Origin of the sequence: Leifsonia sp. EB41 (assembly GCF_041262565.1) — a bacterium.
Taxonomy (GTDB): Bacteria; Actinomycetota; Actinomycetes; order Actinomycetales; family Microbacteriaceae; genus Leifsonia.
Genome location: NZ_JBGCCJ010000001.1, coordinates 3,667,241 through 3,692,115, shown reverse-complemented (window position 1 = coordinate 3,692,115; position 24,875 = coordinate 3,667,241). Strand labels below are relative to the sequence as shown.

The following is a 24,875-nucleotide window of genomic DNA, read 5'->3' as shown; positions in this document are numbered from 1 at the left end:
TCTATCCGACTCCCACCGCGCTCGGCTCCACCGACAGGTCGCTGCCGCCCTCCACGGTGATGCGCCTACCGATCCGCACGAGCTGCGGCTCGTCCGAGAACGCGCCAGCGAACAGCGCCTCGCCCTTGCGGAACGTCGGCGACTGCTCCAGCAGGTGCTGCGGCACGAACCCGAACACGTCGCCGATCTCGTCCAGGTCTCGCGGCGAGTTCATCCGCATCAGACCGAGGTTGTCGCACTGCGACAGCACGTTCGGGTGGATCTTGGTGGGCCGCTGGGTGGAGAGGAACAGCCACAGCCCGAACTTGCGGCCCTCCGCGGCGATCTGGATGACCTGCTCGGTGAGCTGCGCCTCCACGCTGCTCCGCGGCTCCGGCGGGCAGAAGTTGTGCGCCTCGTCCATCACGATCAGCAGCGGGTCGCGCTCCATCCGCTTCTCCCAGAGGTGCTCCAGCACGCACAGCGCCGCGGCCTGCGGCTCGGCCTGGTGCGCGAAGCCTCCGACGTCGAGCACGGTGACGCGGGGCCGCTCGTCGATCGTGTCGACGACCGAGGAGCGGCCGAACGACCAGAGCGGCCAGTCCAGGATCTGCAGGTTGTCGATCCGCATCCCGAGCCGCTGCCGGGCCGGGTCGTCCGAGGAGGCGAGCGCCTCCAGGAAGCGGTGCTTGTCGAAGTGCTGCCCCGGCGTCTTGTCCAGGTGCAGGAGGGCGTTGTACTCCTCCTCGTCGACGATCGGGTCCAGCCTCCCGACCGCGGCTTGCGACCGCACCCGGAGATCGACGTAGCGGGCGTGGAGCTGCGGCTCGGCGCGGGTGCTGGAGTGGAAGACCCGGATGTCGAAGTCCGCGAAACGGTCGCGCTCCTCGGCCGACGCGTCCTCCCGGGTCCGCGACACCCGCACGAAGTCGGCGTTCGGGTCGAGCACGGCCATCGGCAGCTCGGTCTGCAGCAGCAACTGCTCCAGCACGACGCCGAGCGCGTAGGTCTTGCCCGACCCGCTCTGCCCGCACCAGAAGGTGTGCCGGTTGAAGCGGGAGCCGTCGATGACGGCGGGACGCTCGGGGGCGTCGACGGTGGTGCCGATGGTGAGCGGGATCATCGTGCGGCCTTCCGGTTGGTGGCGTTCTGAGCGGTCAGGGCGGCGTCCAGCGTGATCGCGGCCCGGATGAGCGCGAGGTGGGTGAAGGCCTGGGGGAAGTTGCCGAGCTGGAGGCCGGCGGGGTCGATCTCCTCGGCGAACAGGCCGACGTGGTTGCCGTAGGTCAGCATCTTCTCGAAGGCGTATTGCGCCTCGTCCAGGCGCCCGGCGTCGGTCAGGGCGCAGACGTAGAAGAACGAGCACAGCGAGAAGGTGCCCTCCTCGCCGGGAAGACCGTCCGGCGAGGCCGACGGGTTGTACCGGTACACCAGGCTGTCGGTGACCAGCTCCTCCCCGATCGCGTCGAGGGTCGAGAGCCACATCGGGTCCTGCGGCGAGATCATCCCGACCAGCGGCATCAGCAGGGTGATCGCGTCGACGACGTCGGTGCCGGGATGCTGGGTGAAGGCCTTCCGCTCGGGGTTCCAGCACTTCGTGAAGACCTGCTCGTAGATGGCGTCGCGGGTGGTGATCCAGCGCTCCAGCGGCGCTGGGCGGCTGCGCTCCCTGGCGATCGTGATGGCGCGGTCGAAGGCGACCCAGCACATGATCCGGCCGTAGGTGAAGTCCTTGCGGCCTCCCCTGGTCTCCCAGACGCCTTCGTCGGGCTGGTCCCAGTTGTCGGCGAGCCAGTCGAGGATGCCGACGATCTTCACCCAGCCGGGATGCCCGATCGGGTGATGGTCCTCGGCGATGGACAGGGCGTCCAAGGCCTCGCCGTAGATGTCGAGCTGGAGCTGGTCGGCGGCGCCGTTGCCGATGTGCACGGGTTTCGATCCGGCGTAGCCCTCGAAGTGGTCGAGGGTGAGCTCCTCCAGATCGGACGATCCGTCGATCCGGTACATGATCTTGAGCGGCCCGGAGCTCTCGCCCACGGCCTCGGAGACCCGATCGGCGGTCCATAGCGAGAAGGCGATCGCCTCCTCCTCGTAGCCGAGTGCGAGCAGCGAGTAGACCGAGAAGGACGCGTCGCGGATCCAGGTGTAGCGGTAGTCCCAGTTGCGCACGCCGCCGAGCTGCTCGGGCAGCGCAGCGGTCGGGGCGGCGACCAGCGCTCCGCTCGGCGCGTACTGGAGCAGCTTCAGCACCATCGAGGAGCGCTCCACGTCCTCCCGCCACCGGCCGGAGTAGCCGCTGCGACCGATCCAGTCCCGCCAGAACGCAACCGTCTCGCGGAACAGCCGGTTGCCGCGCGCACGGCCGATGTCGCGGGGCTCGCCGCGCGGCTCGGTCTCGAACGCGAAGATCCGCAGGTCACCGGCGCCGAGCGAGAACTCCAGGTCGACGTCGCCGTCCACCAACGCCTCGGCGGGCACCCCGTGCAGGGCCGCGCTGGTGGTGTCGTCGGCGAACAGCACACCGTTCTCGGAGGCCGTGGCCGTGTGCGCGCTGCGGCCGTAGTCGAACCGCGGCCGGCACTCCAGCCGGAAGGTCAGCTCGCCGCGCACCACCCGCACGGCGCGCACGATGATGCGCCTGGCGGTGGCGATCCGCGGCTCGTCGGCGACGGGCATGAAGTCGATGACCTCCCCGACGCCTGCGGAGGACATGAACCGGGTGATCAGCACGGCGGTCTGCGGGAAGTACATCTGCCGGATGCGCACATCGTCGGCGAGCGCGTGGATGCGGAAGAAGCCGCCCTTCTCGCGGTCGAGCAGCGCCGCGAACATCGTCGGCGAGTCGAACCGGGGAGCGCAGAACCAGTCGATCGAGCCGCCGGTCGAGACCAGCGCCACGGTCTGCAGGTCGCCGATCAGACCGTGGTCCGCGATGTCGGGGAACGCCTCCATGCGGGTCTCCTCCCGTCGTGCCGCGCCGCCCGGCGCCGACGGCCGCATGCTAGCTCCGGGTGCGAGCGCGGCACCAGACCCGTCAGCGGAGGACGCGGCCCGACAGCGGAGGGCGCGGCCCGACAGCGCGAGGGCGCGACCGGTCAGCGGGAGGGCGCGTCCTCCTCCGCCTCCTCGGCCGCCTCGCCCTCGGGCTTCCCCAGCACGCTCGACGGCAGGTTGCGCGAGAAGAACACCGCGCCGAGCGAGACCATCGCCAGCGCCGCGAACGACAGCCGCAGGGCCTCGAGCTGCGACGTGCTGTAGATCGAGGAGAGCTCGTTGGCCTGATCCTGCGAGAGGCCGGCGTCCGTCGCGATCTTCGGCACGTCGGCCACCGGCACGACCGCGACGCCGGCCTTCGTCTCCGCGGCGATCTGCTGCTGCACCGAGTCCGGGAGGCTGCTCGCCGCCACGCCGCCGCTGAACAGTGTGGTGAGGGAGGCGATCATCACCGAGCCGATCAGCGCGGTCCCGAGCGACGATCCCAGGTTCTGGTACACCCCCTGCACTCCTCCGGCCTCGCTCAGCTCGTCGTCGCCCACCGCCGACATGGTCACGTTGCCGAGCTGGGAGGCGAGCAGGCCGAGGGCCGCGCCGGCCAGGAACATCCCGGCGCCGAAGATCCAGTTGTCGAGCTTCGAGTCCACCGAGCCGAGCAGCACCAGGCTTGACAGCACGAGCCCGTACTGGCCGATCCGGGCGATGAGCTTCGGCGACAGCCTCCGCGCGAGCACCGTCCCGAGGATGGAGAACAGCACGAGCGCGACGGACAGCGGGAAGATCCGCAGCCCGGTCGTCAGCGCGTCCAGCCCCAGCGAGAGCTGCAGGAAGATCGGCACGATGAAGAACAGGCCCGCGGTCACCGTGTACTGGATGCCGAGGCTCCCCACCCCCGCGCGGAGCTGCCGGAGTCGCAGGATGGCGGTGTTCAGCAGCGGAGGCCTCCCGAGCCGGATCAACCGGCGCTGGCGGAGGAAGAACAGCCAGAGCAGCACGGCCCCGATCCCGACGATGAACGGCACCGGCGAGATCCCGAGGACATTGATGTTCTGCTGGGTCGGCAGGATCCAGCCCCAGGTCTTCGTCTGCAGGAGGCCGTAGACGATGAGCACCAGACCGGCGGCCGAGAGAAGCACGGAGAGGAAGTCGATCCGGATGTGCAGGCGTTCGCCGTTGTCGGCGACCACGTTGCGGAACAGCAGCACGATCGCCATGATGACGACCTCGCCCGCGAACACGTACCGCCAGCTCGCGTAGGTGGTGAGGAACCCGCCGATCAGCGGCCCGACCGCGACGGCCACGCCGGAGGCCGCGCCGATCGTGGCGAACGCCGTCACGCGCGCGTGCCCGGAGTAGTTGTCCGCGATGAGCGCGGCGATGGCCGGGATGACCAGCACCGCGCCCAGCCCCTCCACCACCGACCAGCCGAGGAACAGCACGACGATGTTGGGCGCGAGGGCGGTCGTTCCCGAGCCGATCGCGTACACGATCGAGCCGATGACGAGCGCGCGCCGGCGGCCCCAGACGTCGCCGAGCTTCGCGCCCAGCAGCATGAAAGCCGCCATCGTCAGTGTGTAGAAGGTGATGCACGCCTGCATGGCCGAGATGGTCGTGTGCAGGTCCTTGACGACGGTCGAGATGGAGACGTTCATGACGGTGCTGTCGAGCGTCATCACGAACTGCGCCGACGCCAGCACGGTGACCGCGCCCCACCGATTCGCCATGACCGCCACCTCCGGGAAATCTGCCCGATGGTAGCCCGCGGCCGTCGCGCCGCACCAGACCCGCGCTCAGCGGTGCAGCAGCCGCAGGCTCTCCGGCGCCGGGAACGGCAACGGGTAGTAGAGCTGGGGCGCACCGACGGCGCCGAAGTCGTCCTTTTTCGCCACGATCCGCTCCGGCGAGACCTCCGCCAGCCGCACCCGCAGCCATGAGCCGTCCGGCTGACGCAGCTCGTACAGCTCCGCGAGGTAGCCGATGCCTACGTCCTCCAGCGTCTCCTCGGCCTCCAGCCAGCCGACCGGCCCGCTCAGGTCGCGCCCCAGCAGGTCGACGGGGACGAACAGCTCGCCGGACGCGCGCATCCAGCCGACGCGCTCGCCGTCGTGCCTGCGGTGCTCGATCCATCCTGTCTGATCCACGATGTCCAGGCTAACAATGCGCTGCTCGCGAAGCAGGTGTCGGGGTCAATCAACCACATCGTCGTGGCCTAAGATTTCAGTACAGACATAATGGGGCTTCGACAAGCATCGTGGGTGATTCGTTTGGCACAGAAGAGCATGAAGGTCCTCCAACTGCACTGGGAAGCGGCCTCGCGCGCCGCGGTGACCCGCCGCGATGCGTTCGGGATCGTGGTGCTCGCATCGATCGCGTGCGCAACCGCCGGGACCGAGCACCTGTGGGCCATCGTCATTGCTTTCGTGATTCCCGATATCGCCGTCGCGAGTTTCTTCTTGATCAGGAAGATCGACCCACGTGTCATGGTCGAGAGCCAGGTGACGCTGTACCCGGTTGTGCTCATCGTGCTCGGGCTGTCGGGGGGCGTTGGAACGTTCAGTGGTCTTCTGCTGTCCGCAGGCGCTGGGTGGCTGATGAGGATCGCCATCCAGAGGCTCGTGGGGAGCGATTTCGAGCGCTGGTGACCACCTAACGGGAACCGTCTACCCGCCCGGCGCCCACAGAGCTACCATGAGCGCCACCCCAGGAGGTGCGTCATGACGACGATCGCGACCCCGCTCACCGAAACCGAGCTCTACGACGCCGGCCGCCAGGCCCGCACGCAGGTGCCGCGGTCCGCGCAGGCGGAGTACACGCCGCCGCCCGGGCGCGACCCCCTCGGCATCCTGCACGAGCAGAACGAGTCCCGGCTCCCGAACCTCGTGCAGTTGCGCATGCAGCGGATGGCCACCGACCCGTTCGCCTTCTACCGGGGCACGGCCGCCCTCCAGGCCGCGGACATGCGGGAGGCCCCGACCTCCGGCGCCGAGGTCGTGATCTGCGGCGACGCGCACGTGAGCAACTTCGGCATCTACCGTTCGCCGGAGCGCGCGATGGTGTTCGACATCAACGACTTCGACGAGGCGTCCGTGGGCCCGTGGGAGTGGGACGTGCGGCGGCTGCTGGCCAGCGTCGTCCTGGCCGGGCGCTCGCTCGGGATGGGCGGCTCCGACCTGCGCGCCATCGTGGTCTCGGCGGCCGCGATGTACCGCAACTCGCTGCGGAACGCCCTCCAGAGCACGCTCATCGGCCGGTACTTCCGGCCGACCAGCCTGGTGGACCGGCAGATCCTCAGCCCGGACAGCGAGCGCATGATCAAACGCACCCTCAAGGAGTCGGAGAAGCGCACGAGTGAGCGCGTCGCCCGGCGCTCCCTCGAGGAGGGCGGCGACGGCGGTGTGCAGTTCGTCGAGAACCCGCCGGTGCTCACCCGACTGGAGCCGGAGGTCCGCGCCCTCATCGAGTCGGTCTTCACCGCGTACCGCGCGACGGTCCCCACGAACCTCGCGCTGATGCTGTCGCAGTACACCGTGCTCGACGCCGCGCGCCGCGTCGTCGGCGTCGGCAGTGTCGGCACGCGCTGCTTCATCCTCGCGCTCGGCGACCCGACCGGCGACGTGCTCATCCTCCAGCTCAAGGAGGCCAGCCGCTCCGTGGTCCAGCAGTACGGCGGGGTCGTGCCCGTCGTCGGCTACCTGGACCCGGAGCTGGAGGCGCTGCACCAGGGCTACCGGGTGGTCGGCTGCCAGCGCATCCTGCAGGCGGTGTCCGACCCGTTCCTCGGTTACCTGAACGTGGAGGACTACAGCTTCTACATGCGCATCTTCCGCAACCGGAACGCCTCGTTCGAGATCGCCGACATGAACCGCGCCCAGTTCAGCGACTACGCGCAGTCGTGCGCCGTGGTTCTCGGCCGCGCGCACGCGCGCTCGCCGAAGGCGCAGTTCGCGGCCGGGTACATGGGGACGGGGGGCGCGTTCGTGCGGGCGGTGTCCGAATGGGCGCACTCCTACGCGAACCAGTCCGAGGCGGACTACGCGACCTTCGTCGACGCGGTCCGCGCCGGCGACTTCAGCTGACTGCGCTTCGCCCCGTTCCGCCGAGGGGCACGTAAACGCCCCTAAAACCGCGTTTTAGGGGCACTTACGTGCCCCTCGATGGTTGGTGGTCGCTCACGGGGGCGCTGAGGAAGGCGCGGACCGCTTGCGCGACGTCCGGGGTGTCCAGGTGGAGGCCGTGCCGCGCGTCGAGCTCGAGCATCCGCGCGTCCGGGATGCTCTCGGCCAGCAGGCGCGCATGGGCGACCGGCGTGAGCGCGTCCTCCCGGCCGTGGATCACGAGCGTCTCCGCGCGGATCCGGCCGAGCGCCTCCCGCGCGTCGTGGTCCCGGCTCGCGGCGAAGTGCCCGCGCAGCGCCGCCCGCGACGCGACCCGGTCGAAGAACCCGGCCACGGCCTCCGGGTTGGACCGCGCCCAGTCCGCGTCGAAGAACAGCGGCAGCATCCGCTCCCGGTCCCCGCTCAGGAGGTCGCCGATGACGGCGGGGTCGCGCCGGTTGTCCGCTCCGCCGGCCCGGTCGCTGGCCGTCGTGCCGATGAGCACCAGCCGGCGAACCCGCGACGGATGCTCGGCCGCGAGCCACTGCGCCACCCGCCCGCCCATCGAGTGCCCGAGCACGTGCGCGGCGGAGACGCCCGCCTCGTCGAGCACGGCGAGCGCGTCGTCGGCGAACTGCCGGGTGCTGTACGCGGCAGGGTCGCCCGCGCCGCTGTCGCCGATGCCGCGATGGTCGAACACGATGACGCGGAAGTCCTCGGCGAGGGCGTCCGCGAACGGCCCCCAGCCGTGCATCCCGGTCGCCTGCCCGGCGATGAGCAGCAACGGGACGCCGCTCCCCCGCTCCTCGAACGCGATCGGCACACCGTCGTCGGCGGTCGCGAGAGGGGGCACGGCGTGTGAGTCTACCGGCCGCCACCCGCTAGCATCGCGGCATGCATGTGCGACTCCGGCCGGTGGACGACACCGACGCCGACGCCGCGTTCGAGATGATGCGCGACCCGGAGGCCGTGCGGATGGCGGCGTTCACCGCCGCCGACCCCGACGACCGGGCCGACTTCGACGCGCGGTGGCGACGGCACCTCGGCGATCCCGCGATCACGATGCGCGCGGTGGAGGCCGACGGCGACTTCGCGGGAACGGTCGCGGCGTTCACCCTCGACGGCGACCGCGAGGTCACATACTGGATCCGCCGCGAGCTCTGGGGCAACGGCATCGCGACCGCGGCGCTCCTGCTGCTCGTCGCGGCGGAGCCGGGCCGGCCGCTGCACGCGCGGGTCGCCGCGGCCAACATCGGCTCGCAGCGGGTGCTGGCACGTGCCGGGTTCGTGGAGACCGGCCGCGAGACCTCCTATGCGGCGGGTGCAGGGAGGCCGGTGGAGGAGCTGCTGCTCGAGCTGCGCTGAGCACTCTCACCCCGCACCGCCCGCGCGCTCCACCGCCCCTCCTCGCGCTCCACCCGGATCGGGTGCTCGAACGCCGCGCTCACCGTCCCGGTCGTCACGGCCTCCGCGATCGGGCCGGACGCGACGATGCGCCCGTGCGACAGGAGGAGGGCGTGCGAGGTCGTCTCCGGCAGCTCCTCCAGGTGGTGCGTGACGAGCACGCTCGCAAGCTCGGGCACGGCGATCGACAGTCCGTCGATCGTCTCCAGCAGCTGCTCCCGCGCGGCGACGTCGAGCCCGGTCGTCGGCTCGTCCAGCAGCAGGAGCCGCGGCTCGGACACCAGCGCCCGCGCGATCAGGGCCCGCCCGCGCTCCCCCTGGGAGAGCGTGGGCCAGCGGGCGTCGCGCAGTCCGTCGAGGCCGATCGTGCGGATCAGGTCGCGGGCGCGGGCGACCTCCACGGCGGCCGGCTCCCAGCGCATCGGAGGCTCCAGCGTGCCGGTGATCCCGGTGAGGACGACCTCCGTCACGGTGAGCGGCGAGCGCACCGGATGACGCGGGTTCACGTGGCCGATGTGCCTGCGGAGCTCCTGCAGCTCGACCCGCCCGAGCCGCCGCCCGAGCACGTCGACGGTGCCGGAGGTGGGGAACGCGACGGCGCCGCAGAAGCCGAGGACTGTGCTCTTCCCTGCGCCGTTCGGGCCGAGCAGCGCCCAGTGCTCCCCCGCGCGCACGGCGAAACCGATGTCCTCCAGGATGTGCCGGCCGTCACGCCGGAAGGTCACGTCGCGCAGTTCGAGCACCGTCTCCATCCGTCCATCCTGCCCTGTCCGGGAATCCTGCCCTGTCCGGCGGGCCTCCCCGTCGCCCCGGCACAGGTCACGGTTCGGTCTCATACGGCACATCGTCACCGGAAACGTAGGAAGCGCTCAGCATCGCTTCGTACGCTGCCCCGCTATGGGGACCCAACCGCTCCGCCTCGGACCGTTCGCCCGGCGCAGGCTGGAGCGCCGGGCGCGCCACGACGCGGAGGCCGTGCGACCGTCGAGCGCAGAGCCGGCCGCGATCCGCGGGCTCACCGACTCGACGGACGAGGCCGCCTTCGGCGCCGAGCCGACGCCCACCGTCGCCGCCCTCCAGGCCAGGGCGAACGCCTACGCCCACCGCGAGGAGCAGCGCTTCCTCGCCCGGTCCAGGCGGGACCTCGCCGAGCAGCGCGAACTGTCCCACGCGCTGGCCGCCGACCTCGACGCCTATGACGAGCGGCTCGACGCCCTGCCGCCCGCCGACCGCGCAGCGACCCGCATCACGGAGGGCGAGGGCGTGGCGTTCCAGGACCTGCGCCGGCTGCGCCGCCGGATCACCGCACGGAACGCCCGTTCGGAGCAGCTCGGCGCGCGCATCCACGCCCGCTTCACCGCCGCGCGGCTGCGGGCGACGCGCCACTTCGACCGTTCCGACGAGAAGATCGCCGTCTACTGGAGCGCGTACCTGCGGGCGCTGTCGCCGCGGCTCGTGCCCGTCCGGGCGCCGGCTCTGCGCCGCGCGGACTCGCTGGCCGGCAGGGACACCTCCGTCGACCGCTGGCATCCCGCGGGCTCCGTGCAGCCGTTCACACCGACCACGTCACCATCCACCGAACCGGGGAGCATCGATGCGACACCGTGACAGGATCACCGAATACCGGGTCCCCTCCACCGCCGGCCTGCGACGGCGGCTGCTCTGGCGCCTGCGGCGGCTGCGCGGCGCCGTCGACGTCGAGACGCTGGAGGTCTTCGAGCACGAGCTCGCCGCGTTCGAGCGCGTCGGGGTCGCCGAGCTGGAACGTCAGCGCACCCGCAACGTCTCCGAGTGCTCCGCCCGCCTGGCCGAGGCGCAGTCCCGGGTCGAGCTGATCCGGCACGCGCTGGAGCGCACGGAGGCCGACATCCGGCGCGCCGAGCAGGACGCCGCCCGCCTCGACGCGAAGCTCGCCGGCGGCGACCCCGAGTTGCACAATTACGCCTAGGAGGACCCGCATGCCGAGAGACATCGTCACCAAGCCCCCGCGGTTCCGCCCGAGCGTCGGCCACCTGTCGCCTGCCGCGCACGTCCTGGTCTACGTGCTGCTGCTGGCGATGCTGGCCGTCGACTACCTCCTCCTCGCTCAGGCGCTGACCCTGCTGCTGCGGAACGACAGTCAGTACGGCTCGATCGGGCTGCAGATGTACGTGATCACGCTGGGGATCTCGCTCGCGGTCGTCTCGCTGCCGCACGTGGCGGCGATCCTGCTGCGGCGGGTGCAGGCGGGCGTGATGTCCCGCGGCTGGATCGCGGTCTCGGTCGCTCTGCTGCTGGTCTGGGCGGCGCTGCTGACGGCGATCACGATCGCGCGGATCAAGGCGGGCATGGACGCGGCTAGCTCGGGAGGCCTCAGCGGCCTGGTCGGCGGCGGGACGACGACCGCCCCCGCGTTCTCCTGGACGGCGCCCGACACGCTGATGGCGTTCCTCATGCTCGGTGTGCTCGCCACCTCCGGCACGATCAGCTTCGTCGTCGCCTGGCTCACGACCCGGCCGCTGCTGACCGCCGTCGAGAAGGCGCACGCGCACGTCGCGAAGCTCCGCACCCACCGCGACCGGCTGCTCGCCGAAGCGCTGAAGGCGGACGAGGCCGCCCGCCACGCCGCCCAGCTCGACGCACACGACGCCGTCCGCTACACCGGCGCCCGCGTCACGTTCCACTCCCGGGTGGACGTCATCCGCGCCCGCCTGGCCACCCGCCTCGCCCAGCGCGAGCGGGACCCGGAGAGCACGAGCCAGCTCATCCGCGAGCTCCGTGCGCGCCGGGTGGTGGAGGCCTCCGCGCCGGCGCCCGCCGTGCCGATGATGCCGGAGGCCGCAGCGGTGGAGGGGCCGGAGGCCACGCCGACGTGGCCGTCGTCGGCGACGGGGCTGGAACGATGAAGGGCGGTGCGAGGTCCCGCCGGTTCCTCGCGTTCGTCGCCGTCGCCGGAGTCCTCGCGGTGGGCGCCGGCCTCACCGCGTGCACGTCGGCGACCGCCGCCGGCCAGGCGTGCGACCAGTCGCACAAGCGCAACCTCGGCGTCGTCGCGGGCAGCACCGCCAACGCCCCCGCCGTGGCCGTGCCCGCGAGCGCCACCGACCAGCTCAAGGCGGCAGGGACCACCAACGGCAGCGTGACGGTGGTCATCCCCTCGGGGACGCCGCAGACGATGGGCACCACGTCGCTGGGTTCCAGCGCGCAGGACGCGATCGTCTGCCAGAACGACCAGCGCACCAAGCTCACCCAGATCGGCGGCTACCTCGCGGGCCTCAAGGCCGCGACGCCCGAGGTGGACTTCCTCGGCGCGATCGGCCAGGCCGCCCGCGACCTCGGCGACCATCCCCTCGGTGTGCTCGTCATCGGCAACGGCCTCCAGACCGCCGACCCCCTGAACTTCGCCGGCAGCGGCCTGCTCTACGCCGACCCGGAACAGGTGGTGTCCGATCTCCGCTCGCGGAACCTCCTCCCCACCGATCTGAAGGGCGTCACCGTCTACTGGTCCGGCATGGGCGACACGGCCGGGGCGCAGCAGCCGCTCACCGTCCCCGCACGCAGCAATCTGACCGCCATCTGGACCGCCGTCGTCAAGGCCGCGGGCGGGACCCTCTCGCTGCTGCCCGAGCCGGCCTCCGGGGCGGCCGCGACGGGACTGCCGGCCGTAACCCCCGTGCCGGTGGAGGCCGTGGCGACGAAGACGGACTGGTCGCATCCGGTGGTCATCCGCAACAGCGACCTCCACTTCGTCAAGGACACCGCGACGTTCTCCGACCCCGCAGCCGCGCAGCAGCTCCTCTCGACGCTCGCGCCGTCGATCGAGCAGGCCGGCGGCGTGATCACGATCACGGGCACCGCGTCCAAGGACCAGGCCACGAACAACACCGCCGACACGGCGCTGTCGCTTCGCCGGGCGAACGCCGTGAAGGCCGCCCTTGTGTCGCTGGGCGTACCGGAGTCGAAGCTCGCGACGGCCGGCGTCGGTTTCCAGTGGTGCGGCTGGCAGAGCGAGACCGACGCCTCCGGCTCCTACTCGGACGCCCTCGCCGAGCAGAACCGCTCGGTCATCCTCACGTCGTCCGGAGTGTCCCTCTGCGGCTGACCGCCGGTCAGGTGTTCGGCGTCGGAGCGGGGCCGGCTGTCGTGCCGCGCTTGCCTGCCGCGAGGTGCACGATGCGCGTCGCCGTGACGGAGTCGCCGGTGCGTGCTCCGATCACGCCCACCCGGTCGCCGACGGCGAAGGAGGAGGCTGCGGCCGGCTTCTTCGCGGTGCCGAAGGCGGTGCTGGAGTCGACGGTGACCGTGACGGACGCGCCTGCGGCCGACTGGATCGTCCAGGTGCCGCCCGACATGGCGGTCACGGTTCCGACTGTGCCGTGGGTGTGCTTCTGCTTGGCGGCGGCCGCACCCTTCTTGGCGTGCGCCGCCGCGCTCATCGCCGCAGGCGCCGCCGAGTCGCCCCCGGCGACCGCAGCGGACACTCCCCACGCCGTCCCGCCCGCGACCACCACGATCGCGAGCGCCGCGGCCGCGATGGAGAGGCCGACCAGGTGACGGCGGAAGAAGGAGGGGCGATCGGCGTCGGCCGCCCCCATGGTGTCAGCGGACTTCATCGAGTCCGTGACCGCCTGACCGGCCGAACTCGCGGGCGCAACAGGCGGAACGGACGCCGCAGGCGCCGCATGCGCCGTCGCCGCCACCGGAACGGGCGCCACGGGCACGGGCACGGTGTCGCCGCCGTCCTCGGCATCCGGCCGCTCCACCCACCACGGCAGCGGCTCGGTGGGATGCTCCCCGCCCGCGCGCTCGATGGGTTCGGTGGCGGCCTCGTCGTTCGCGGGCCCGTTCGCCGGGTCGTTCGCGGCGTCGTTCGTGTTCATACCCCCACCGTCTCAGGCGCAGATCAGGGCGAGGCTCACGGAATGTCAGAGGAAGGTAAAGTCACCCGGAACTCGGTCCCTCCGCCCTCGACCGAGGACGCATTGATCCAGCCGCCCAGCCGGCCGACGAGCGTTCGCGCGATCGACAGGCCGAGGCCGGTGCCGACCGGCCTGGCCCCGCGATAACGGGCGTGGAGGGCTCCGCGGTCGAACGCGACGGCGGTGTCCTCGGCGCTCAGCCCCGGCCCCCGGTCGCGGACGGCGAGCTCGACGACCCGGTGCGGAGTCAGTCCCCCGACGATGACGATCTCCGTGCCCGCGGGCGCGACCCGCAGCGCGTTCTCCACCAGCCCGTCGAGGACCTGCCGCAGCCGCATCTCGTCGGTGTGCACCGGGATCGGGTCGCCGGGCAGGTCGGCGCGGAGCGCCACGCCCGCGCCCCCGGCCGCTCCCGCCCACGCCCGCACCACGGCTCCGACGGTGTCGCGGGCGTCGAAGTCCTGCGGCACGATCGTGAACTCGTCGGCCTCCAGGCGGGCGAGCTCCAGGAGGTCGTCCAGGAACCTCCTCAGCCGCTCGGACTCGGCCGAGAGCGTCCGCCCGGCCTCCGCGACATCGCCGGGAGGGATGACGCCGTCGGCCAGCGCCTCGGCGTAGCCCCGGATGGCCGTCAGCGGCGTGCGGATCTCGTGCGAGACGGACAGCAGGAACTCGCGCTGGCGGTCCTCGCTCGTCGCGAGCGCGGTGTCGAGGGTGCGCAGTGCCTCGGCGATGTCATCGATCTCGGCGACCGACTGGGTCTCGATCTCGACCCCGCGCCGGCCGCCGGCCAATGCCCGTGCGCTGTCGGCCACCCGGCGCAGTGGGCGGCCGAGCAGTCGCGCGAGCAGCACGCCGGCCGCGGTGGCGACAGCGAGGCCGATCGCGAGAGCGAGCACGATGCCGCGAAGGAGTTCGGCGTCGCCCGCGGCGATGTCCGCCACCTTGCGCACCCCGACGATCCCGCCGCCGTCGGGGCCGGGGATGCCGACCAGCACCGCGTCCTTGCCGTTCAGCGTCGTGTCCGCCGAGACCGACTTCCCGTCCTGGAGCTTGCGCACCACGTCCTGGTTGACGGATCCGCGCGCCGCCCCGGTGACCGTCCCGTCGGGCGAGACCACGGCGAACCGGTCGCCGACCACGCCCACCCTGCCCTCGGCCGCACGTCCGGAGGCCACCAGCGCCGCCGCCTGCGCCTTGAGCTGCTGGCGCGCCTGGTTCTGCTCCACGGTCTGCACCACCTGAACGGCGACCAGCGCGGTCACCAGCACGGCGATCAGGGCGACGGCGAACGTCACCAGGACGAATCGCGCGCTCAGCGAGCCGAGCAGCCGCGTGCGCTGCGCCATGCCGGTCAGCCCTCGTCCGCGACGCTGTAGCCGACGCCGCGGATCGTCCGCACGATCCCGGCCGCGTCGCCGAGCTTGACGCGCAACTGGGCGATGTGCACATCGACGGTGCGGCTGCTGCTGTAGTCGGCGACCCCCCACACCGACGAGAGAAGCTGCTCGCGGGTGAAGACCCGGCCGGGCTGGCTCATGAGGTGGTCGAGGAGGTCGAACTCGGTCGCCGTCAGCTCGACCCGTCCGGAGGCGGTCTCCACGCGCCGCCGTGCGCCGTCGATGCTCACGCCGCCGACGGTGCGGGTGGATGCGGGGGCCGGCCCCGCCGCACGCCGCACCATGCCTTTGACCCGCGCGACGAGCTCGCGCGGCGAGAACGGCTTGGTGAGGTAGTCGTCCGCGCCCAGCTCGAGGCCGACCACGCGGTCGATCTCGTCGTCCCGCGCGGTCACGAAGATGACGGGGGTCCAGTCGTCGCGCGCACGCAGCGCGCGGCAGACCTCGATGCCGTCGAGGCCGGGGATGCCGACGTCGAGCACGATCGCCGCGGGCCGCAGCCGATCCACCGCGGCCAGCGCCGCGTGCCCGTCGGTCTCGACGTGCACGCCGAATCCCGCACCGGACAGGTACAGGCGTTCCAGCTCGACGATGGCGGCCTCGTCCTCGACGACGAGCACCAGCCCTCTCTCCTCACTCACCTGTCCATCTTCCCTGGTCGCGCGGCGGCGCACGGCCGTTTTCGGCTCGGCCTTACCGTTTCCTTACATTCCCCGCTCACCGCCCGAACACAGCGGGCGTTGACTCGGCGCATGTCCGCCACCTCCCGTCTCCGCAGCCCGGTCGCCCTGCTGATCGCGTTCGGCGCCGCGCTCGTCCTCGCCGCCGGCGCCGCCGCCGTGACGGCTGCGGCGGTCACGTCGTCGGCCCCGCCGCCGCCCGTCGTCACGACCGGCTTCCCCTCGGGAGGCTCGAACCCGGGCATCTTCACCGACACCTGCGCCCGGTCGACGACCGCCCCGAACGATCCGATCATGATGCCCGGTATGACCGGGATGTCGATGCAGCACGACTTCTTCGGCAATCCTGCGGTGGACGCCTCCTCCACGGCGGCGATGCTCCGGGCCGGCTCGACCACCTGTTCGACCTCCGCCGACGCCTCGGCCTACTGGACGCCGGTCGTCTACCAGAACGGCGCGGCCCTGGTCCCGCAGCGCACGCTGCTCTACTGGCGGACCCCGGCGGGTCTCGCGTCGTCGACGCGCACGATGCCGGAGGGCATCAGCCTGATCGCCGGCGACGAGACGGCGACGGCGCCGCAGAGCACCTCCGTGGTCGACTGGACCTGCACGACGACCGCCTCCGACCCTCGACCGGGACGTGCCGCGCTGCCGCACGACTGTCCGGCCGGCTCGCAGCTCCGGCTCGTCATCACCTTCCCGAACTGCTGGGACGGCCACACGATGGACGGCCGCGACCGCGCTGGGGCGGTCTACTCCACGAGCGCGGGATGCCCGGCCTCGCATCCCGTGCACATCCCGCAACTCGTGCTGCACGTCAGCTATCCGACCACGAGCGGCGCGGGGATCACCCTCTCGACCGGCCCGCAGACCCAAGGACCGCCGGTCACCGGGCACGCGGACTTCGTGAGCGGCTGGCAGCAGAGCCGGATGGACGCCGACACCGCTGCGTGCGACACGGCGCAGGTGCGTTGCGGACCGGTGAAGGGGGTGGAGGCGACGCCGCAGGGCGGGAGGGTTCAGCCGTAGGACGGGCTCGGCCGCCCCCTGTACATTTCCACACGGACGCAACACAATGACCTAACATGAGCCATCCTCATGTGATCCGGACTCCCGATCAGCGATTACGCATCTTCGTGTCGTCGACACTGCAGGAGCTCGCGGCGGAGCGGCGCGCTGCCAGGACCGCCATCGAGCGGCTGCACCTCGCTCCCGTCATGTTCGAGCTCGGCGCTCGGCCGCACCCGCCTCGGGAGCTCTATCGTTCGTACCTCCAGCAGTCCGACGTCTTCCTCGGGCTGTACTGGGAACGCTACGGCTGGGTGGCGCCCGACGAGCAGGTCTCCGGGCTCGAGGACGAGTACAACCTGTGCCCCGACGACGTGCCGCGGCTGCTCTACGTGAAGGTGTCCGACCACCGCGACGAGCGGCTCACCGGCCTGCTGAACCGCATCCGTGAGGACGATCGCGCCGCCTACAAGTACTTCGAGACCGCCACAGAGCTGGCCCGGCTGGTGGAGGCCGACCTCGCCATCCTCCTCGCCGAGCGGTTCGACCAGAGCAGGACCGCACTCCTCGACGACTCCGATCCGGCGCTGCCCACCATCGGGCGGTCGGGACCCGATCCGGCGGTCGCGGACCCCGTCCGCTTGCCCATCCCGCTCACCGGGCTCGTCGGACGGGAGCGCGACATCGCGGAGCTCCACGGGATGCTGGCCTCCGGAACCCGGTTCGTGACACTGGTCGGGCCGGGCGGGATCGGCAAGAGCCGGCTGGCGATCGCGGCGGCTCGTGCGTCTGCGGCGGACTTCGAGGACGGGTCCGTGTTCGTCGACCTGTCGGCCGTGCACGACCCGGAGCGGGTCCCCAGTCGCATCGCGCAAGCACTCGGCGTCCGCGACACCGGCGACGCCCCCATGATGGAGAACCTGGCGACCGCGCTGCGCGAGCGGAGCATCCTGCTGGTGCTCGACAACTTCGAGCAGGTCGTGGAGGCCGCGCCCGCCCTCACGACGCTGCTCGCGGACGCGCCGGAGCTCGCGATCCTGGTCACCAGCCGGGTGCTGCTGCGGATCAGCGGCGAGCAGAGCTACGACGTCGGCCCGCTCGCCGATGAGCCGGCGGTGGACCTGTTCGTCGAACGCGCTCACGCCGTCAAACCCGACTTCGAGATCACGCCGGACAACGAGGAGGCCGTCGAACGGGTCTGCGAGGCCCTGGACGGCGTGCCGCTCGCGATCGAGCTGGCGGCGGCGCGGGTCCGGGTGCTCTCCCCCGCCGAACTGCTGGACCGGCTCGACCGGAGGCTGTCGGTGCTGGTCGGCGGCCCGCGTGACCTGCCCGCGCGGCAGCAGACCATCCGGCGCACGATCGAGTGGAGCACGCAGCTCCTCGACAGCGACCAGCGGAAGCTGCTCGCCCGACTCGGAGTCTTCGAAGGCGGGTTCACGCTGGAGGCCGCCGAGTCCGTCGGGTCGGCGCCGGCGGGGCGTGACGACGCGAACGGCGGTGACGCCGACGTCCTCGAGAACCTCGCCGCCCTCGTCGACAGCAGCCTCGTCGGGCAGCACGACAGCGACGACCGGCCGCGGTTCTCCATGCAGGCGATCGTCCGCGAGTACGCCAGGGAGCAGCTCGCCCGAAGCGGCGAGCAGCCGGCGACCCGCGACGCCCACGCGCGCTACTTCCTCGCGCTCGGCGACGACGCCGAGGACGACCTCCGCGGCGCGGGCCAGCGCCGGTGGATGCAGCGGCTCGGCGACGAGCGCGACAACCTGCGCGCGGCCGAGCGCTTCCTGCTCGACGGCCGCGACTGGGATCGGGCTGCGCGCCTCGCGTTCAGCCTCTACCTGTACTGGTGGGTCACCGGCCTCCTCGGCGAAGTGCGCACCTGGATGGAGGAGGCGCTGACCTCCGGCGACGAGCTCGACCCGCACACCCGCGCCATCGCGCTCTACTTCAGCCGCACCATCATGTTCTGGAAGGACCCGGACGGCAGTGTCGCCGCCGACCTCGCCGAGAGCATCGAGCTCTTCCGCCGCACCGGCGACCCGAACGGCGAGGGGCTCGCGTCGATCTCCCTCGCCCTCGCCCTGCTCGCCGGGGACCCAGCCGACACCGCGCGCGCCCGGCGGGTGATGGAGGCGGCGCTCGCCCTCTACCGGTCGACCGGCAGCGCGTGGGGCGAGTCGATGGCGCTGGTGCTGCTGGGGCGCGTCGCCCTGCGGGAGGGCGACCTGGCGGAGGCGCAGGACCACTTCACCACGAGCCTCGCGCTCACGAACCGCTCCGGCGACCGCGTGGGCCAGCGGATCGCGTCGTACCACCTCGGCTGGACCGAGCTGATGCAGGGCGACGTGGCGGCAGCCAGGTCTGACTTCGCGCTGAGCGTCACGATCTCGGCCGCGGTCGGGCATCCGGAGGGGATCGCCTACGGCCTGGAGGGCATGGTCGCGGTCGCGGCGCTGCTGCACGACGACGAGCGCGCGGGCGAGCTGGCCGGCGCGGCGCAGGCCCTCCGGGAGCGGAGCGGCCTCCACAACGGGCCGACGTTCACGTTCCACCAGCGCTACCTCGACGACCTGCTCGCCGGGCCGCACGGTGACGTGGTCGCGGCCGCCATCGCGGACGGGCGGGAGCTCACTGTGGAGGAGGCTGTCGCGGAGGCGCTGGCGGAGGGTCGCGGCGAGCAGGGGTGAGACCCTACGGCACCACGATGTCGAACCCGGGATCCCCTTGGTCCAGCACCCCGATCAGCTTCTTCAGCACCCCGAGGTCGCCCTCCACCGTCAGCCCGTCCGACGTGGTGTCGCCCCCGACCAGCCGCAGCAGCCGCGGCTTCGTCAGCGTCAGGTGCAGCGGCGCCTCCCCGGACGGCTCGCGCTCCACGTACACGAAGACCCCGTTGCGCAGGGTGAGGTGGAAGCTGCGGCCCAGGTCGGTCAGCGTGAGGTCGAACGCCAGGTCGAGGTCCCACGCGCGCGGGCCGTCGACGCGGATCGCAACAGAGTCGAAGAGCTGTTCGGGCGAGAGCTGGATGAGGATGGCCGGCGACGCCGTCGCTGTCGGGGTGCCGAAGTTGCCGTCTCGCAGCTCTGTCGCCCCGGAGAGGAAGAAGTTGCGCCAGGTGCCGTTCTCCGAACCGTAGGCGAGCTGTTCCAGGGTGTCGGCGTAGAGAGCTTTGGCCGCGTCGCTCTCCGGCGAAGCGAACACGGCGTGGTCGAGCAGTGTCGCCGCCCAGCGGAAGTCGCCCGCGTCGTACGCCTCCTGCGCGAGCTCGACCACGCGGTCCACGCCGCCGATCGCCGCGACGTACCGCTCGGCCAGCAGCTGCGGCGGGTGCGGCCAGAGCCGGGCCGGGTTGCCGTCGAACCAGCCCATGTAGCGCTGGTAGACCGCCTTGACGTTGTGCGACACCGACCCGTAGTACCCGTGCGTGCTCCACTCGGCGACCAGGGCCGGGGGCAGCTCGAAGTCCTCCGCGATCTCCGCCCCCGTGTAGCCGCGGTTGATGCCGCGCAGCGTCTGGTCGTGCAGGTAGCCGTAGAGGTCGCGCTGCACGCCGAGGAAGTGCCGGATGCGGTCGCCTCCCCAGGTCGGCCAGTGGTGGGAGGCGAACAGCACATCGGACCGGTCGGCGAAGCGCTCGATCGCCTCGGTCAGGTAGGCGGACCAGATGTGCGGGTCGCGCACCAGAGCGCCGCGCAGCGTGAGCAGATTGTGGAGGTTGTGGGTCGCGTTCTCGGCCATGCACAGCGCCCGGTAGCGCGGCAGGTAGAAGTGCATCTCCGCCGGGGCCTCGGTGCCCGGCGCGAGCTGGAACTCGAACTCGACGCCGTCGATGGTGTGCGTCTGGCCGGTCTCCCGGATGTCGACGGTCGGAACGAGGATGCCGGCCTCCCCGGTGGAGGTGGTCTGGCCGAGGCCGGCGCCCACCTGTCCCGCGGGACCCTTGTCCAGCGCGGCGCCGTACATGTAGCCGGCGCGGCGGCCCATCGCGGTGCCGGCGTAGACGTTCTCGGCGATGGCGTGACCGAGGAAGCCGTCCGGCGCCACGATCTGGACCGTGCGGCCCTCCAGGTCGGCGGCCTCCACCACCCCGAGCACTCCGCCGAAGTGGTCGATGTGGCTGTGGGTGAAGATCACCGCGACCACCGGACGGTCGCCGCGGTGAGCCCGGTAGAGGCCGAGCGCGGCCGCTGCGGTCTCCTTCGAGATGAGCGGGTCCACCACGATCACGCCGTTGTCCGACTCGATGAACGACATGACCGACAGGTCGAGCCCGCGCGCCTGATACAGACCCTCGACCACTTCGTAGAGGCCGTGCTTGGCGACCAGCTTGGACTGCCGCCACAGGCTCGGGTTGACCGTGGCCGGTGCGTCCCCATCGACGAAGTCGTATGCCGCAGCGTCCCAGACGGCGTTGCCGTCGGCGTCGCGGATGACTGCGTCTTCGAGCGTGCCGAGGTAGCCGCGGTCGGCGTCGGCGAAGTCGTCCGCGTCGGCGAACGGCAGGGCGTCGAGCAGCGCGCGGTTGGCGTCGGCGATGGAGGCGGTCGGGTCGTTCTGCTTCATGGAGTCTCTCCCTCGGGGCCACGCGCACCCGGTGCGCACCGTTACCGCCGAGGTTTCCTCAGGGACCGCCGAAGCGTCTAGCCCCGACTCGCCGGATCGCGCCACATCGTCGTGACGGGGGCGCCGTCGATGACCGAGCGGAAGCGGTCGACCGGCCTAAAGCCGGCGCGCGCGTAGCGGTGGTCGTTCGCCGGGTTGGTCGACTCCAGGTAGGCGGGCAGCCCGTCCGCGTCGAACCGGGCGAGGTCCTCCGCGAGCAGCCGTTGACCGATCCCCTGGCCGCGATGGTCGGGATGCGTCGCCAGGAGGCTGAGGTACATGTGGGCGGGCTCCTCCGGGTGCGCGTCGTCGAACAGCGAGTAGAGCTGCTCGTACGCGGCGTAGCGCTCCGGCGAGAGCGTCGCGACCAGGAGGGCGTCGAGGTCGCGCTCCTGGTCCGGCGTGAGCTCGTCGGCGCCCGGCGGCAGCCAGACGGCGACGGTCGCGGCCTCCCCGTCCGGTCCGTCCACGAGTGAGACGGTCCCGTAGCCGACCGCCCCCTCCACGAAGAACCGCCAGAACGGGAGGAGGTGGTCGGTGCCGCCGTCCGCGGACACGAGCGCCGGACCCCACACCGGGTCGTCGCGGAACGCGAGCGCGATGGTGGTGGTGACCGCGTCCACGTCGTCGGGGCGTGCGGTGCGCGAGTTCATACCGGGAACTGTAGTGGTCGGCCGCCGATCAGGCGACCGTCGTGTAGCGGCGGAAGGCGTCCAGCACCTCGTTCGCTCGGTCGGCTCCCGCGACGGTGATCCCGTGCCGGCCGTAGACCGGCAGCGGTGCGTCCAACCGCGCGCCGTCGCCCAGGAAGATGTGGACGGTACGGGCCGGGAACTCACGGTTGTTGACGGCTACGAGCAGGCGCCCCGGGTGGACGTGACCGATCGCGCTCCACGGGATGGCCACCCTCGGCTCGTCGGCGGAGACGCGCCACAGCTCGACGCCGAGGGCGCCGACCGACACCGTGACCGACTGTCCGAGAGTGCCGTGCGTGCCCAGCAACTCGTCGAGCGCGTCCTCCAGCTCGGGGGTGCGCCGGCTGAGGAAGACGAACGCGTCGGGGCGCCGTGCTGCGACCACGCTCATCTTCTGGCGCGTGCGCAGCGCGGTGCCGCCGTAGACGATGCCGAGCACGACGGCCACGACGCCGAGGACCAGCAGGACCATGACGAGCGCCGACCCGGTGTCGCCACCGTGTGACGCGATCACGATGACGGGAACACCGGCGACGAGCACGATGAGGACGATCATCAGGATGCGGAACCGCAGCCGGGCCGTACTGCTGGCTGGTTCCTCGAACCGCACCCCGCCGGACGACCCGCCGTTGAGCACCGCCCCCATGGAAAGCCCGGACCCCGCGGCGTGCGGCCGCGCGGGCTTGGTGAGGACGGCCGAGCCTGCCCTGCGGATGACGACTCCGGAGTTGGGGTCGACCTGATCGAAGCCGTGGAGGACGCCTGATCGCGTGGTATAGCCCGCTGCGTTCTCTGCGGCATTCCGTCGGCGCATGAGCAGGAAGCTCGCTGCGGTCCATGCCAGAGACACGCCGACGTAGATCACCGTCACGATCAGCCGGCCCGTGACGGTCGCGCCGCTCAGGACGAACCAGAGCAGGCCGATCGCGCCCGTGATCACGTAGACGCCGATCCCGACCTTGGACAAGATCGCGGAGAGACGGTAGGCGGTCATCCCGGGAACCAGGTCGTACTGGGTCCGCTGCGGTGCGGTGTCGGTCACGGAGCGAGCTTAGGGGGCGGGGGCCCGCACCGATGCTCCCCGGTTCGGGTGTCAGCGCTACTGCGGGTGCGGCGTCACTGCGGATGCGGCGTCTGGCCCGCCTCCAGCATCCCGATCAGCTTGGCGAGCCGGTTGCCGCGACTGGTCGCGCTGGGCGCGGTGATGACGCGGTGGATGACGGAGTAGCGGTTCGCCGCGTTGAGCGTCGCGAACGTCGCGGCGGCCGCGGCCGAGACCTCCAATGCGGCTGCGAGGTCCTCGGGGATCTCCGCGGTGCTCGACGGCGCGTAGGCGCGCTCCCAGCGGCCGTCGGCCTTGGCGCGCTCGATCTCGGCGTGGCCGCGGTCGCGCATCCTGCCCTCGGCGGTCAGCGCCTCCACCAGCCCGATGTTGCGCTGCGACCACAGCGATGCCGCGCGGCGCGGCGTGAACCGCTCCACGAAGGTCGTCGCGTCGCGGCTGCGCTTCTGTCCGTCGATCCAGCCGCTGCACAGCGCCTCGTCCACCGCCTGCGCGTAGCTGAGCGAGGTCGGGTCGGTCGTGCCCTTCTTGGCGAGCACGAGCCAGACGCCGTCCGAGGCGTGCTCGTTCGCGTCGAGCCACGCGCGCCACGCGGCGGCGTCGGCGACGATCAACTCGGTCATCGTCTCGTCCATCAGCGTCTCCTCCAGGTGCGGAAATCGTCGGCCCACCAGTCCGACCGCTCACCGGTCGGCTGGATGACGTCGTCGGTCAGCCAGTACGTCGCGTCGGGGTCCCAGCCCGCGAGCACGGTCGCCCAATCGTCCACCACCGGGACCGCGCGGCCGGCGGTGCTCAGATAGCCGAGGACGGTGATGTGGATGCCGTCGTACTCCTCCGCCACCCGCGGCCAGTCCGGGATCAGCCAACGGCCGTCGCGTCGGGTGGTGCGCAGCCAGTCGCCGCGACGGGAGGCCGAGGCGTCGAGCGGGAAACGCTCGCACAGCTCCGCCCAGCTCCCTGGACCGTCGATCTCGTAGACCCGCGCCCCTGCGCGCACGGTCGTGCGGGTGAGGCGTGCGTACCGCCAGCCGAGACCGTCCTCGACCAGGTGCAGGCCGACCGCGCCTTCGTCCGCCAGGCCACGCGTCGTCGTCGGCAGCCCGTGCGGCGGCACCGACCACCAGGAGCCGCCGTGATGCTCGGGCGAGTCGCCGCGACGGTAGTCCCGTCGGCGGCTCTCCTCCTCCTCGTCGAACTCCCGACGCCAGTGGGCCAGCGTCTCGGCTGCAGGCGCGTCACGCTCGGGGAGGTTGTGGCGGGCATCGTCCGGCCGGTCGTCGAAGAACTCGACCGACCACTGGTCGTCGGGCTGCAGGGGCGCGGCCCACCACTGCGCGTCCTCCGCGCTCGCGATGGCATCCGCTCCTGCCCGCAAGACGGCGGCGAGGTCCGGCTCGGCCGCGAGCTGATCGTGACCGTCCGGCTCCTGCCAGTAACGCGCGGCGGTGACAGTCTGCTCGAGCTCGTCCAGGAGCTCACCCGCGTGCGGGGTCGCGACCGGCCGCGCGGCGAGCATCCGCGCGATCTCAGCGGGTGCCGGGGCGGGAGGCAGCTCGGGCGGACCGTCGCTGCCGATGTCCGCGGGGTCAGCGGTCGAGTAGATCACGACCGTGCCACCGCCCTCCCGCTCGTACGCCGCCAGGAAGAGGGCGTCGACAATCGGGTCCGGCTCGGTCAGGACTCCGGTCGGCCGGGGCGTCGCGACGTCCAGGCACACCCGGCGGCCGCGCGGCCCGGCGACCAGCGCGGCAGGATCGATCCCCATTCCGCAACCTTAGCGACCGCCGCCGACGCCGGCGCCGTCACACGTGCAACAGCACTAGTACGTGGTAGACGACGTACGCGGGCCAGACGATCGCCTGCAAGAGTCCGAGCACGACGCCCCAGAACGAGCCGTCGGAGACCGACACGAAGTAGACCGCCGCGCCGATGTAGGCGATGAAGAAGAAGAACCCCCACTGCGCCGACTGCACGACCACCCGGCCCCGCCCGTTCTCGCTCATGACGCCTCCCGTTCCGCTCGCCGCCAGGGTAGCGCCGGAGGAGCCGTCG

At 71.8% G+C, this 24,875-nt stretch carries 24 protein-coding genes; 9 read left to right on the top strand and 15 right to left on the bottom strand.

The features are described 5' to 3' along the window. Window position 1: 1 nt before the first annotated feature. From ABH923_RS18195 to ABH923_RS18180, 4 genes are all read right to left on the bottom strand, one after another. Entirely contained in the window at window positions 2-1,102 is a 1,101-nt protein-coding gene (locus ABH923_RS18195; RefSeq protein ID WP_370056802.1) for an ATP-binding protein, read from the bottom strand. Then, complete coding sequence (locus ABH923_RS18190) at window positions 1,099-2,931, bottom strand: glycoside hydrolase family 15 protein (RefSeq protein ID WP_370056801.1); 1,833 nt, start codon at window positions 2,929-2,931, stop codon at window positions 1,099-1,101. Before ABH923_RS18190 ends, ABH923_RS18195 begins: the two co-directional genes overlap by 4 nt. Window positions 2,932-3,074: 143 nt before the next feature. Continuing rightward, a complete protein-coding gene (locus ABH923_RS18185; RefSeq protein WP_370056800.1) occupies window positions 3,075-4,697 on the bottom strand; it encodes an MFS transporter in 1,623 nt (540 codons plus the stop codon). A 66-nt stretch (window positions 4,698-4,763) separates the two neighbouring features. Beyond that, window positions 4,764-5,114, bottom strand: coding sequence for a hypothetical protein (locus tag ABH923_RS18180; protein WP_370056799.1), 351 nt, complete (start codon window positions 5,112-5,114; stop codon window positions 4,764-4,766). Between the two features lie 114 nt (window positions 5,115-5,228). On the opposite strand from ABH923_RS18180, the gene ABH923_RS18175 reads away from it, so the two are divergent. Together ABH923_RS18175 and ABH923_RS18170 are read left to right on the top strand one after the other, a co-directional pair. Next, window positions 5,229-5,615 (top strand): hypothetical protein, encoded by a 387-nt coding sequence (locus ABH923_RS18175; protein ID WP_370056798.1) that lies wholly within the window; start codon window positions 5,229-5,231, stop codon window positions 5,613-5,615. Between the two features lie 72 nt (window positions 5,616-5,687). After that, window positions 5,688-7,049, top strand: a complete 1,362-nt coding sequence (locus ABH923_RS18170; protein WP_370056797.1) for a DUF2252 domain-containing protein — start codon at window positions 5,688-5,690, stop codon at window positions 7,047-7,049. 64 nt (window positions 7,050-7,113) lie between these two features. On the opposite strand, the gene ABH923_RS18165 is transcribed toward ABH923_RS18170, so the two are convergent. Continuing rightward, entirely contained in the window at window positions 7,114-7,920 is an 807-nt protein-coding gene (locus tag ABH923_RS18165; RefSeq protein WP_370056796.1) for an alpha/beta fold hydrolase, read from the bottom strand. Window positions 7,921-7,961: 41 nt separating this feature from the next. Here ABH923_RS18165 and ABH923_RS18160 point away from each other — a divergent pair, with 41 nt between their 5' ends. After that, window positions 7,962-8,432 carry a GNAT family N-acetyltransferase gene (locus ABH923_RS18160; protein WP_370056795.1) on the top strand — a complete coding sequence of 157 codons (471 nt, stop codon included), beginning with the start codon at window positions 7,962-7,964 and terminating at the stop codon, window positions 8,430-8,432. Here ABH923_RS18160 and ABH923_RS18155 read toward each other — a convergent pair. Next, window positions 8,378-9,223 (bottom strand): ABC transporter ATP-binding protein, encoded by an 846-nt coding sequence (locus ABH923_RS18155; RefSeq protein ID WP_370056794.1) that lies wholly within the window; start codon window positions 9,221-9,223, stop codon window positions 8,378-8,380. The two genes, ABH923_RS18160 and ABH923_RS18155, sit on opposite strands and share 55 nt — an antisense overlap. 145 nt (window positions 9,224-9,368) lie before the next feature. On the opposite strand from ABH923_RS18155, the gene ABH923_RS18150 reads away from it, so the two are divergent. From ABH923_RS18150 to ABH923_RS18135, 4 genes are read left to right on the top strand one after another with little or no spacing between them, the layout of a single operon-like run. Next, window positions 9,369-10,079 (top strand): hypothetical protein, encoded by a 711-nt coding sequence (locus tag ABH923_RS18150; protein WP_370056793.1) that lies wholly within the window; start codon window positions 9,369-9,371, stop codon window positions 10,077-10,079. Then, window positions 10,066-10,419, top strand: coding sequence for a hypothetical protein (locus ABH923_RS18145; protein ID WP_370056792.1), 354 nt, complete (start codon window positions 10,066-10,068; stop codon window positions 10,417-10,419). Before ABH923_RS18150 ends, ABH923_RS18145 begins: the two co-directional genes overlap by 14 nt. A gap of 10 nt (window positions 10,420-10,429) precedes the next feature. After that, window positions 10,430-11,356, top strand: coding sequence for a hypothetical protein (locus tag ABH923_RS18140; RefSeq protein WP_370056791.1), 927 nt, complete (start codon window positions 10,430-10,432; stop codon window positions 11,354-11,356). Then, window positions 11,353-12,552 (top strand): OmpA family protein, encoded by a 1,200-nt coding sequence (locus tag ABH923_RS18135; RefSeq protein ID WP_370056790.1) that lies wholly within the window; start codon window positions 11,353-11,355, stop codon window positions 12,550-12,552. The genes ABH923_RS18140 and ABH923_RS18135 overlap by 4 nt, the downstream gene beginning before the upstream one ends. Before the next feature lie 7 nt (window positions 12,553-12,559). Here ABH923_RS18135 and ABH923_RS18130 read toward each other — a convergent pair whose 3' ends face one another. From ABH923_RS18130 to ABH923_RS18120, 3 genes are read right to left on the bottom strand one after another with little or no spacing between them, the layout of a single operon-like run. Further along, on the bottom strand, window positions 12,560-13,330 hold the full coding sequence (locus tag ABH923_RS18130; protein ID WP_370056789.1) for a DUF5666 domain-containing protein: 771 nt from the start codon (window positions 13,328-13,330) through the stop codon (window positions 12,560-12,562). Window positions 13,331-13,365: 35 nt separating this feature from the next. Continuing rightward, window positions 13,366-14,718 (bottom strand): ATP-binding protein, encoded by a 1,353-nt coding sequence (locus ABH923_RS18125; protein ID WP_370056788.1) that lies wholly within the window; start codon window positions 14,716-14,718, stop codon window positions 13,366-13,368. A gap of 5 nt (window positions 14,719-14,723) precedes the next feature. After that, window positions 14,724-15,410 carry a response regulator transcription factor gene (locus ABH923_RS18120; protein WP_370056787.1) on the bottom strand — a complete coding sequence of 229 codons (687 nt, stop codon included), beginning with the start codon at window positions 15,408-15,410 and terminating at the stop codon, window positions 14,724-14,726. Window positions 15,411-15,521: 111 nt separating this feature from the next. Here ABH923_RS18120 and ABH923_RS18115 point away from each other — a divergent pair, with 111 nt between their 5' ends. Further along, on the top strand, window positions 15,522-16,478 hold the full coding sequence (locus tag ABH923_RS18115) for a DUF1996 domain-containing protein (RefSeq protein WP_370056786.1): 957 nt from the start codon (window positions 15,522-15,524) through the stop codon (window positions 16,476-16,478). Between the two features lie 56 nt (window positions 16,479-16,534). Next, a complete protein-coding gene (locus ABH923_RS18110) occupies window positions 16,535-19,147 on the top strand; it encodes a DUF4062 domain-containing protein (RefSeq protein ID WP_370056785.1) in 2,613 nt (870 codons plus the stop codon). Between the two features lie 4 nt (window positions 19,148-19,151). Here ABH923_RS18110 and ABH923_RS18105 read toward each other — a convergent pair whose 3' ends face one another. From ABH923_RS18105 to ABH923_RS18080, 6 genes are all read right to left on the bottom strand, one after another. Further along, a complete protein-coding gene (locus ABH923_RS18105; RefSeq protein WP_370056784.1) occupies window positions 19,152-21,023 on the bottom strand; it encodes an alkyl/aryl-sulfatase in 1,872 nt (623 codons plus the stop codon). 77 nt (window positions 21,024-21,100) lie between these two features. Then, window positions 21,101-21,715 carry a GNAT family N-acetyltransferase gene (locus tag ABH923_RS18100; protein WP_370056783.1) on the bottom strand — a complete coding sequence of 205 codons (615 nt, stop codon included), beginning with the start codon at window positions 21,713-21,715 and terminating at the stop codon, window positions 21,101-21,103. A 28-nt stretch (window positions 21,716-21,743) separates the two neighbouring features. Then, entirely contained in the window at window positions 21,744-22,799 is a 1,056-nt protein-coding gene (locus tag ABH923_RS18095; RefSeq protein WP_370056782.1) for a hypothetical protein, read from the bottom strand. 74 nt (window positions 22,800-22,873) lie between these two features. Further along, window positions 22,874-23,455 (bottom strand): YdeI family protein, encoded by a 582-nt coding sequence (locus tag ABH923_RS18090; protein WP_370056781.1) that lies wholly within the window; start codon window positions 23,453-23,455, stop codon window positions 22,874-22,876. Then, window positions 23,455-24,588: a hypothetical protein gene (locus ABH923_RS18085; protein ID WP_370056780.1), complete on the bottom strand. Its 1,134-nt coding sequence runs from the start codon at window positions 24,586-24,588 to the stop codon at window positions 23,455-23,457. The genes ABH923_RS18090 and ABH923_RS18085 overlap by 1 nt, the downstream gene beginning before the upstream one ends. A gap of 37 nt (window positions 24,589-24,625) precedes the next feature. Continuing rightward, the gene (locus tag ABH923_RS18080) at window positions 24,626-24,826 is read right to left on the bottom strand and encodes a hypothetical protein (protein ID WP_185278082.1); all 201 of its coding nucleotides are present in this window, start codon (window positions 24,824-24,826) and stop codon (window positions 24,626-24,628) included. Window positions 24,827-24,875: the final 49 nt, after the last annotated feature.